This window comes from Nitrospira sp. SG-bin1 (assembly GCA_002083365.1).
In the GTDB taxonomy this organism is placed as follows: Bacteria; Nitrospirota; Nitrospiria; order Nitrospirales; family Nitrospiraceae; genus Nitrospira_D.
Genome location: LVWS01000007.1, coordinates 155229 through 166166 on the forward strand (window position 1 = coordinate 155229; position 10938 = coordinate 166166).

The window sequence follows — 10938 nt, forward strand, 5'->3', positions numbered from 1 at the left end:
GACTGTCAGCGCCGTACCGTCTTCTTTCCAAAGAGCCAGATGCGCATGAGAGAGAGGAGCTCTTCCGTATTGACCGGCTTGGCGATGTAATCGGAAGCACCGGCCTGCAGACATCGTTCGCGATCTCCCTTCATGGCCTTGGCCGTCAAGGCCAAGATCGGGAGCAGCCGATGGACCGGATTCCCACGAATCCTCCGCATCGTTTCATAACCGTCCATTTCGGGCATCATGATATCCATGAGCACCATATCGAGATCGGGGTCCGACTCGACTCGTTGGATGGCTTCCTGCCCTGTTTCACAACTTGTCACGACCATGCCGTGTAGCTCGAGCAAGCTCGTCAAGGCGAAGATATTGCGGACGTCATCGTCTACGACCAGGATTTTCTTCCCGATGAGCGAGTCGTCGCTTCGGCGCACCCGATCGAGCATCGCTTTTTTCTCCGGCGGCAATTGTGTCGTGAGTAGGTGCAGGAACAGCGTGGCTTCGTCCAACAACCGTTCCGGCGACTGCACGCCCTTGAGGACGATGCTCTGGGAGAGTTGCCGGAGCCGCAACTCCTCTTCTTCGGTCAACTCCTTACCAGTAAATACGATGACCGGCAAATCCTGTAACGAAGAGTCTTGACGAATGCGCTCAAGGATATCGAATCCGGACATGTCCGGCAGGCGCAAATCAAGCACGACGCAGTCGAACGGTTGCTGCGTGAGAAGCCGCCACGCGTGGGCGCCATCCCCAGCCGCCGTAATGTCCACGTCGTGATGTCCGAGCAGCATGGTCAAACTGTGACGTTCGACGTCATTGTCTTCAACCAACAACAATTGCTTGCGGCGTGGTTGCGTGAATGCCGTCAATCGATCCAAGGCCTCTCCCAACTCTTGAGTCGTCGCCGGCTTCATAATATAAGCGTATGCCCCGTGGCCGAGGCCGTGTACCCGTTCTTCCTCGACGGTCAGGATCTGAACCGGGATGTGGCGCGTCTCCGGATCCTGTTTCAGATGGCTCAACACCGTCCATCCCAACATGTCCGGGAGAAAGATATCGAGCGTAATGGCGAGCGGGCTGTATTGACGAGCCAGTGAAAGCGCCAGCCGTCCATGCGCGGTCACGATACCTTTGAAGCCTTTCTCGCGGACCAACCCAAGCAGCACTCTCGCATAGTGGGGATCGTCTTCCACGATCAAGATGGCGGGTTCGCCGGGAACCAGTGTCTCGCGGTCGTCGGGAACATCGTCGAATCGCTCGGCTTGTTGGACCAACACTTGTTGGACCAGGGAGGAAGCCACTCCCTTCGTTCGTGAATCCCCATGCACGGTGCCGACTGTGTCTCCCATATACGTCTCGGGTAGATACAGCGTAAACGTGCTGCCTTCATCGGGCACGCTGGTGAGTCGGATTTCTCCCCCCAAGAGCATGGCCAATTCCCGGCTGATGGCGAGGCCAAGACCGGTTCCGCCGTATCTCCGGCTCGTCCCGGCTTCGGCTTGTTGAAACGCTTCGAACACGATCTTTTGTTTTTCTTGCGGGATGCCGATGCCCGTGTCCTGCACCTCGAACGCGATCACGGAAGGAACGGTCGCGAGGATAGGGTGGTCCAAACTCCATCCCGTCATCGCTCGTCTGATTCGGAATGTCACGTGTCCTTGCGAGGTAAATTTGAAGGCATTGGACAATAGGTTTTTCAACACTTGCTGCAACCGCTTGAAGTCGGTGACCATGCTTTTCGGAAGGCTCGCATCGATCTCGACATTGAACGCCACATGCCGGGAATCGGCGACGTGCCGGAAGCCCCGCTCCGCCGCTTCGCGAACTCTCAGGAACGGAACCTGTTCAGGCTCCACCGTGACGGTGCCCGATTCGATCTTGGAAAGATCGAGAATGTCGCTGATCAAATTGAGCAGATCCGCGCCGGCTGCATGGATGTTCTTGGAGAATTCCACCTGTTTGGGAGTGAGATTGCGCTCAGGGTTGTCGCCGAGCTGCTGCGCCAGGATGAGAATGCTGTTGAGAGGAGTTCTCAGCTCATGAGACATATTGGCGAGGAATTCAGACTTATACTTGGAGGCGAGGGCGAGCTCGCCGGCTTTTTCCTCCAATGCGAACCTCGCTTGTTCGATCTCGCGGTTTTTTCGTTCAACTTCGGCATTCTGCTCCGCCAACTGTTGCGCTTTGTTGGCCAATTCTTCGTTGGTTTGCTGAAGCTCCCGTTGCTGTGTTTGCAGCTCGCCGGCCAACTTTTGGGATTGCTGCAGCAATCCCTCGGTTCTCATCGTCGCTTCGATCGTATTCACGACCACCCCAATGGTTTCCGTCAGCTGCCCGATGAGCGCCATATGGGTCGGGGTAAATTCGGCCAGGGACGCCAACTCGATCACCGCCTTGGTCTGTCCTTCGAACAAGACGGGTAACACGACCAGCATCCGTGGCGTCGCCTCTCCCAGGCCGGAGCGAATGGTCACGTAGTTGGAGGGAATGTCCGTCAGCAGCAGTCGACGCTTTTCCTGGGCGCACTGGCCGACCAGGCCGTTCCCCAGAGGAATGTTGCGGCTCACATGAAGCGGCTGATCGGATGCATAACTGGCCAACGGCTTCAGGACCGCCGTGCCGTCCATCGTTTCCATTTGATAGACGACTCCGTACTGGGCGTTGACGAGCTGAGTCAACTCCGACAACAACATCTCTCCCACCGTCACCAGATCCCGCTGGCCTTGCATCATACGGCTAAACTTGGCCAGGTTGGTTTTCAGCCAATCCTGCTCCGTGTTCTGATCGGTGGTGGCGCGAAGCGTTCGAATCATCGCGTTGATATTGTCCTTCAACTCCGCCACTTCTCCGCGAGCCTGCACCTGGATGGAGCGGCTTAAGTCCCCTTGCGTCACCGCAGTCGCGACTTCGGCGATGGCACGAACCTGCGTCGTCAGGTTGGCGGCGAGAAGATTGACGCTCTCCGTGAGGTCTTTCCATGTCCCGGCCACGCCGGGAACTGCGGCTTGCCCGCCCAACTTGCCTTCCGTTCCTACTTCGCGGGCCACGCGGGTGACTTCCGACGCGAATCCGCCGAGCTGGTCCACCATTCGATTGATGACGTCTTTGATCTGGAGGATTTCCCCTCGCACCTCGACCGTGACCTTGCGGGTCAGATCGCCGTTCGCGATCGCCGTGGCCACTTTGGACATGTCCCGCAGTTGAACCGTCAGATTACTCGCCATCGCATTGACGTTATCGGTGAGATCCTTCCACGTTCCCGCGACCCCCGGCACGACCGCCTGCCCGCCCAGTTTGCCCTCCGTCCCCACTTCCCGGGCCACTCGGGTGACTTCCGCTCCGAAGCTTCGCAACTGGTCCACCATCGTATTGATCGCCTCTTTGAGCTGGAGGATCTCTCCCCGCACGTCGGCCGTGATCTTTTTGGACAAATCACCGCTGGCGACGGCAAAGGTGACATCGGCGATGTTCCGCACTTGGCCGGTCAGGTTGCTGGCCATCGAATTGACGCTGTCGGTCAGGTCCTTCCAAGTCCCGGCCACACCGGGAACGGCGGCTTGGCCGCCGAGCTTGCCATCGGTTCCCACCTCACGGGCCACCCGGGTGACCTCCGCGGCGAAGGCGTTCAATTGATCCACCATCGTATTGATGGTGTCCTTCAATTGGAGTATTTCACCATGGACATCCACCGTGATCTTCTTCGAGAGATCGCCGTTCGCCACGGCGGTGGTCACCTCGGCGATGTTCCGCACTTGGCCGGTCAGGTTGCTGGCCATCGAATTGACGCTGTCGGTCAGGTCCTTCCAAGTCCCGGCCACACCTGGGACGGCGGCTTGGCCGCCGAGCTTGCCTTCCGTCCCCACTTCCCGAGCGACTCGGGTGACTTCCGCGGCAAAACTGCGGAGCTGATCCACCATCGTGTTGATGGCCTCTTTCAGCTGCAGGATTTCGCCGCGCACATCGACCGTGATCTTTTTGGACAGATCCCCGTTCGCCACGGCGATCGTCACATCCGCGATATTTCTGACCTGGGCGGTGAGGTTGCCGGCCATGAGGTTGACGCTTTCGGTCAAATCCTTCCACACACCACTCACATCACGAACCTGCGCCTGCCCTCCCAGCTTGCCCTCCGTCCCCACTTCTCGCGCCACGCGGGTGACCTCCGCCGCGAAGCTTCGCAACTGGTCCACCATCGTGTTGATCGTATCCTTGAGCTGGAGAATTTCACCGTGGACATCCACCGTGATTTTTTTCGACAAATCCCCCTTGGCCACGGCAATGGTCACCTCGGCGATGTTGCGCACTTGGCCGGTCAGGTTGCTGGCCATCGAATTGACACTGTCGGTCAAATCCTTCCAGACGCCGCTCACATCGCCGACTTGCGCCTGCCCTCCCAGCTTGCCTTCCGTTCCCACTTCTCGCGCCACGCGGGTGACCTCCGCCGCGAAGCTTCGCAACTGGTCCACCATCGTGTTGATGGCCTCTTTCAGCTGCAGGATTTCGCCATGGACATCCACCGTGATCTTTTTGGACAGGTCCCCGTTCGCCACGGCAATCGTCACGTCCGCGATGTTGCGCACTTGGCCGGTCAGGTTGCTGGCCATCGAATTGACGCTGTCGGTGAGGTCCTTCCAGGTCCCGGCGACTCCCGGCACGACCGCCTGTCCGCCCAGTTTTCCTTCGGTCCCGACCTCGCGCGCCACCCGCGTGACTTCCGCCCCGAAGCTTCGCAACTGGTCCACCATCGTATTGATCGCTTCTTTGAGCTGGAGAATCTCTCCCCGTACGTCGGCCGTGATCTTTTTGGAGAGGTCGCCGTTCGCCACGGCGGTGGTCACGTCCGCGATGTTGCGTACTTGGTTGGTCAGGTTGCTGGCCATGGAATTGACGTTTTCGGTCAAATCCTTCCACGTTCCGGCGACTCCCGGCACGACCGCCTGCCCGCCCAGTTTCCCTTCGGTCCCGACCTCGCGCGCCACCCGCGTGACTTCCGCGGCAAAACTTCGTAATTGATCTACCATCGTATTGATGGTGTCTTTGAGCTGGAGAATCTCTCCCCGCACGTCGACCGTGATCTTTTTGGAGAGGTCGCCGTTCGCCACAGCGGTGGTCACATCCGCGATGTTGCGCACTTGGCCGGTCAGATTGCTGGCCATCGCATTGACGCTGTCGGTGAGGTCCTTCCAGGTCCCGGCGACTCCCGGCACGACCGCCTGTCCGCCCAGTTTTCCTTCGGTCCCGACCTCGCGCGCCACCCGCGTGACCTCCGCCCCGAAGCTTCGCAACTGGTCCACCATCGTATTGATCGCTTCTTTGAGCTGGAGAATCTCTCCCCGTACGTCGGCCGTGATTTTTTTGGAGAGGTCGCCGTTCGCCACTGCGATCGTAACTTCCGCGATATTTCTCACCTGATTAGTGAGGTTGCTGGCCATGGAATTGACGTTTTCGGTCAAATCCTTCCACGTTCCGGCGACTCCCGGCACGACCGCCTGCCCGCCCAGTTTCCCTTCGGTCCCGACCTCGCGCGCCACCCGCGTGACTTCCGCGGCAAAGGCATCCAGTTGGCGGACCATTTCATTGACGGTTCGTGCGGTGGTGAGGAATTCACCCTTGAGATGATGATCTTCCGTCTCCAGCGAGACGGTTTGCGTCAGATCCCCTTTTGCGACACCGCCGATCACGCGGGCCATGTCGTTCATGGGACGCACGAGGTCGTTGATGAGGCCGTTGAACGCTTCAATCTCGGACTTCCAAGCTCCCGTGGCGTCCGGAATCGATACGCGTTCGGACAGCCGACCTTTTTTCCCCACTACATGACTGACCCGTTTGATTTCCTCGATGATTTTTTCGTTGTGCTCGATAATGGCATTCAATTCGTCGGCTATTTTCCCGCCGATGCCGGTCCACTCCACGGGAACCTGTACGGAGAAGTCTCCCCTCCGCACCGACTTCAAGACCTGCAAAAGTACCCTTGGATCCAGCACTTCTTCAGCGAGGGAGTGACTCACCGATGACTTCCTTTTCGGCGCTCTATCTTTTCTGGGCTTTGCGGAGGTCGCTGCAGTGCTCACATTTCGTCCCTCAAGAAGCATCTGCGTTGTAGTGGAGGGCAAGACAAATGAAAACTAGGGATATCCCCAGCATGCTGTTCTCACTCGCCAACCGGGGACTTGGAGGCAGTCGTGGTTTCCGGAGAGCAACCTGCTCCGAGGAAACCACGATCCTCTATGTGGCAGGTATCACGTCACGCGGCTTTGTTTTGGCCGGATTGAGAGGGACCGCCCTTTTCAGCCCGCGGTGAAGAGGCAGTCTGCGGCCCCGCCTCACCGCCACCGATAGGAATCTCTTTCCGCCGTTGCGTCGTCTCCGGTACCGGCACCGTCACGGTCAGAATTCCATTCTCAAAGGTCGCCTGGGCTTGATCGACTTCCGCATCGCCAGGGATCGGGATGGTACGGACAAAGGCCCCGTAGCTTCGTTCGGATCGATAGATACCGCCTTGCCGATCTTCCTCTTCCCGTTTGCGCTCGCCGCTGATGGTCAATCCCTCCTCGGTAAGTTGGACCTTGATGTCTTCTTTGCGAAGACCGGGCAGCTCGGCGCAGATACTCAAATGTCCGTCTTTCTCTTTCACCTCGATCGGCGGCGACCATAAACCGGTCGATGAAGAACCCCAGCCCGCACCGGATCCTGCGCCTTCGAAGAACCGATCCATGTCTTCCGTGAACCGGCGCATCAGTTCAAAGGGACTCGCGGAAAAGAAATCGCGCGGCGTCAGAGAGAACAATGATGAACCGTGGCGACTTACGCTTCCTTCCCCCCGGGACGCGGGCATGCCGAACGAGCGCGACTCCTGACCCTGCTGTTGACCGCTCTGCTCTCCGCCTTTTTTGACTGCCACATCCGCCATGATAGCCTCCTTTTTTACATAGGAATTGATGTAGGAAGTTCGTCAAGGCGTAGGGATAATGCAAACGGCCGACAGACGCGACTGGTCATCTCCCTAGAAATGGATGGAGGAGGGCGGGTAAGGCCCTGGTTCGGCGTTTAAGCGCGTAACCGTTGCGAGTTGCACGCGACGATCGCCGCAGTGAGTTCCTCGGGGAGGCATCCCTTGGTCAAGAGCGTCTCGGCACCGACCGCAATCATCTCGTTTCTTGTCAATTCGTCCGCATGCACTGAGAACCCAATCACCGCCACCTGGGGATGCAGCCTCTTGAACCGCTTCGTCGTTTCGATGCCGCTTATGTCGGGGAGATTGATGTCGGTGAGGATCACGTCGGGAGCGAGGTTGGCCGCCAGTATCAGAGCTTCTTCGCCGGTGCGTGCCTCGCCGACCACACGAATGCGGTCGTCGGCCGCCAGCAGGTCCCTCACCCCTTGACGCACGAGGTTGTGATCGTCCACCAGAAGAACGCGGACAGGTAAGACGCGAGGCATGACGCGCGAGGCGTCCGAAGATCCTTCCCCCCTTAACGCCTTACCTATTCCGGTTTTTCGGAGAGGTAATACGAGCGTGACCGTCGTACCACGTCCTAGCTCTGATACGACCTCGACTCGGCCGTCCATCGCGCGGAACCGTTCCTTGACACTGACGAGCCCAAGATGGCCTGGCTCAACGGATCGTTGCGAGGCATCGGGCTTCAGTCCCTTGCCTTTGTCCTCAACCGCCACACGCAATTGCTCGTCGTCCAGCGTCACGACCACCGTCGCCTGATCGACGCCCGCATGTTTCAACACGTTGAACAACAGCTCGCGCACCGCTTGGAACACCACCACCGCCTCTTCTTCCGGCAACGGCACGGACGCACAATCGGCCTTCACGTCCACCCTCAATCCGTCCTTTTGAAATCGCTCCCCAAGCCACGTAAGTGCGGCCGGCAAACCGGAGTCTTGAAGCGACGGCGGACTCAGCTCGGCGATGAGGGTGCGGGTATAGTTCAACGCCTGTTGAAACACCTGGTCCAAGTCGTCCACCAGCGTCACGCCGGCCGGTGAGGGCGGCCCTTGTTTCTTGAGCATCTTGGTTTTCATTTCCCCCACGACCAACATCTGGGCGAGGTAGTCATGGAGGTCCCGTGCCAGTTTGCGGCGTTCGCGTTGCTCAGTGAGGCTCAATTGCGAGGTGACCGCCATCAACCGTTCTTGTGTCATCAGCAATTCACTCGTCCGCTCCCGCACACGGATTTCCAGCTCGTCCTTCCATCGGCGCAACTGCTCCTCGCTGTCGCGAAGCGTCTCATTCGAGGCACGCAAGTCGTTCATCAATCGGGCCCGGTCAAGAGTTGTCGCGATGAGATCGCAAATGGCTTGCACCATCTGCATATCACCGTCGCGAAAACGGACACGACGGCGTGACACGAAGGCCACCGTCCCCAGCAGCTGTCCCCGCGCCAATAGAGGGAAGCCGGCATAACTGGTGGCGCCGGCCGCATGAAGTATTTCGCAGCCGGGATGGTGGGAATGCTGTAAATCCTCGACAAGCAGCAGCTGACGCGATTCCGCGACTCGTCCGCACATGAGCTCCCCGAATCGCATGGTGGCGAAGAGGTTGCGTTCTTGCTCGGTGATCCCGCCCGAGGTGCGAAGCCGCAAGAGAGGGGATTCATTGTCCAGTCGATAATGGTAAAACATCTCCATGTCGATCAGCTCGGCGATCTCGACAAAGATGTTTTCGAGCAGCTCCTGAGGGTCTTCGCTAAGAATCAAATGTCGTGAGGTACGAGCCAGCAGATCGAGTTGCCGAGTCCGTTGTTGAACCGTCTCTTCGGCCTGTTTGCGCTCGGTGAAATCTTCAGCCACACCCGCGACTAACTTCCCGATGCCAAGGGGTTTGCCGCGGTCACGTACCCAGCGGACTGTCCCATCCGGTCTGATGATTCGATATTCTTCATCGTAGGTTCCGGCATAGATGTCCCGAAAGAAATGGGTCCGTACGCGCTCCTGGTCGTCCGGATGAATCGCGTCGATCCAGACGGCAAACTGTTCATAGAGGGCTCCGAGGTCACGTCCCCAGATCTCGATAAAGGCCGGGCTCGCATACATCAGCTTGCGGCTCTCAGGATCGGAGATCCAAAACACATCACCGACGGTTTCTACCAACGACCGGAACCGCGCCTCACTCTCACGCACAGCCACTTCCGCTTCTTTGATCGCCGTGATGTCTGGACTACTGCCGACATGACCGAGAAAATCTCCCGTCGCCGAAAAGCGGGGCGCTCCGCGCGAATCAATCCAACGCCAGGTCCCATCCGCGGTTCGCACTCGTGCCTGAGAACGGAAGGGAGCCTGTTCGCGTATGGCCTTAAGATAGTCACCGATATAGCGGTCTGAGTCCTCTGGATGGACGAGGAGTTCCCACTTTGGCCCGCGCACTTCTTCGGTCGTCACCCCGAAGAATCTGCAATAGGCAGCGTTCACGAATTCCAGACCCTCAAGGTTGGTGACCCAGATCGGTTCAGGTGATTGATCAGCCAACACACGGAACCGTTCCTCACTTTCCTTCAGCGCTGCCTCGTGCCGTTTCCGTTCGGTGATGTCCCGCTTCATACCCACGTAACAAAGCACTTCTCCTTTGTCGTCGTAGATGCCGAAGGCCGACAGGGCGATATCCACCCATTGGCCGTCTTTGCGGCGAGAGCGAACATCTCCTTGAAACCGCCTGGTATCGATCAACTCTCTGACAATTCTTTGGAAAACTTCTTCTCCCACATGAATGGCCGGAGTTTTTCCGATCAGATCTTCGTCCGCATATCCCAGGATGGTGCGATGGGCAAGGTTTTGTTCGACGTACTTGGCATTCGGGTCGATGATGGCGATACCGTCGGTAGCGGCGGTCATGATCATCCGGTATTGCGCGAGCTTGTCTTCCGCCTGCTTCCGCGGGGTGATGTCTTGCACCACCCCCGTCATGCGCACGGCATGGCCGGCCTCGTCATAGAAGAACCGGCCTTTGGCCGTCATCCAATGGACGCTACCGTCCGGATGGACGAATCGGTAGTCGTCCGAGTAAGATTCTTTGCGAGCGGCCATTAAGCTTTGAACGTTATTCCATACTCTCGGACGATCGTCCGGATGGAGGATCTCCGAGAATGCGTCGATTTTTCCGCTGAACCCGCCCGGCACCATGCCGGCCAGCCGTTCGTGCGCGCCGAACCATTGCAGCGTACCGTTGGCGATGTCCCAGTCCCACAGCCCGCAGTCCGCCGCGCTCGTGGCCTCGGCAAACTGCTGCTCCGTCCGGCGTAATCGTTTCTCACGGTCCAACAGCCGCAACAGGGCCTTCACGGTCGCCAGCAATTCCAGCGGATCGATAGGCTCGATAAGATAACCATCGGCACCGCCATCGAGTCCCGCCGCAAGATCCAACTTTGAGGTGCGTGCAGCGGAGACCTGCATCACCATGATGGGAATGGTCTCGTAGTCAGCCTTCAGTCTCCGGCAGACTTCGACGCCGTCGATGCCGGGCAAACTGACATCGAGCACGATCAAGTCCGGTTGATGTGAGACAGCCAAGATCAGCGCCTCTTCCCCGGTGGAGGCTTCAATAATCTGATAGCCGACTTGACTGAGTATCCGGCGGCGGGCGTAACGAACCGGCTCGGCATCGTCGACGATCAAAATCAAGGCGTTCTGCCGATCCCGACCCATTGTATGTTCCTGCTAGGAAAAGGAGGTATGAGCTACGTGCATAGGCATCTTCGGCCTGGCCGTGCGATCCCCTGCGTTCGAAGCGATGAGATGGAAATGTTTAGAACACCTTTCTAATGAAAAGCAATGCTGAAATAAGCTAGGGACATCCCCTGCTAAACATATTCTTCTTACGAACCACGGCTTATTCTCTTATTACGTACGACGTCCTGTAGTGCTTCCCTGAAATCAAGCCACCTGAGTTACTTGTTGCGCCCGATATTGGACGAGGCTTCGATAGCCCAACGCTTGATGCGGGCGCTC

Annotated in this window: 3 protein-coding genes; all 3 read right to left on the reverse strand. The window is 58.3% G+C overall.

From position 1 onward, the window contains the following. Positions 1-5: 5 nt before the first annotated feature. The 3 genes from A4E19_14400 to A4E19_14410 all read right to left on the reverse strand — a co-directional run bounded on the left by A4E19_14400 (position 6) and on the right by A4E19_14410 (position 10635). Positions 6-6077 (reverse strand): hybrid sensor histidine kinase/response regulator, encoded by a 6072-nt coding sequence (locus A4E19_14400; protein ID OQW37342.1) that lies wholly within the window; start codon positions 6075-6077, stop codon positions 6-8. Between the two features lie 152 nt (positions 6078-6229). Continuing rightward, positions 6230-6895, reverse strand: coding sequence for a hypothetical protein (locus tag A4E19_14405; protein ID OQW37343.1), 666 nt, complete (start codon positions 6893-6895; stop codon positions 6230-6232). A gap of 137 nt (positions 6896-7032) precedes the next feature. Next, complete coding sequence (locus tag A4E19_14410) at positions 7033-10635, reverse strand: hypothetical protein (protein OQW37344.1); 3603 nt, start codon at positions 10633-10635, stop codon at positions 7033-7035. Positions 10636-10938 lie beyond the last annotated feature (303 nt).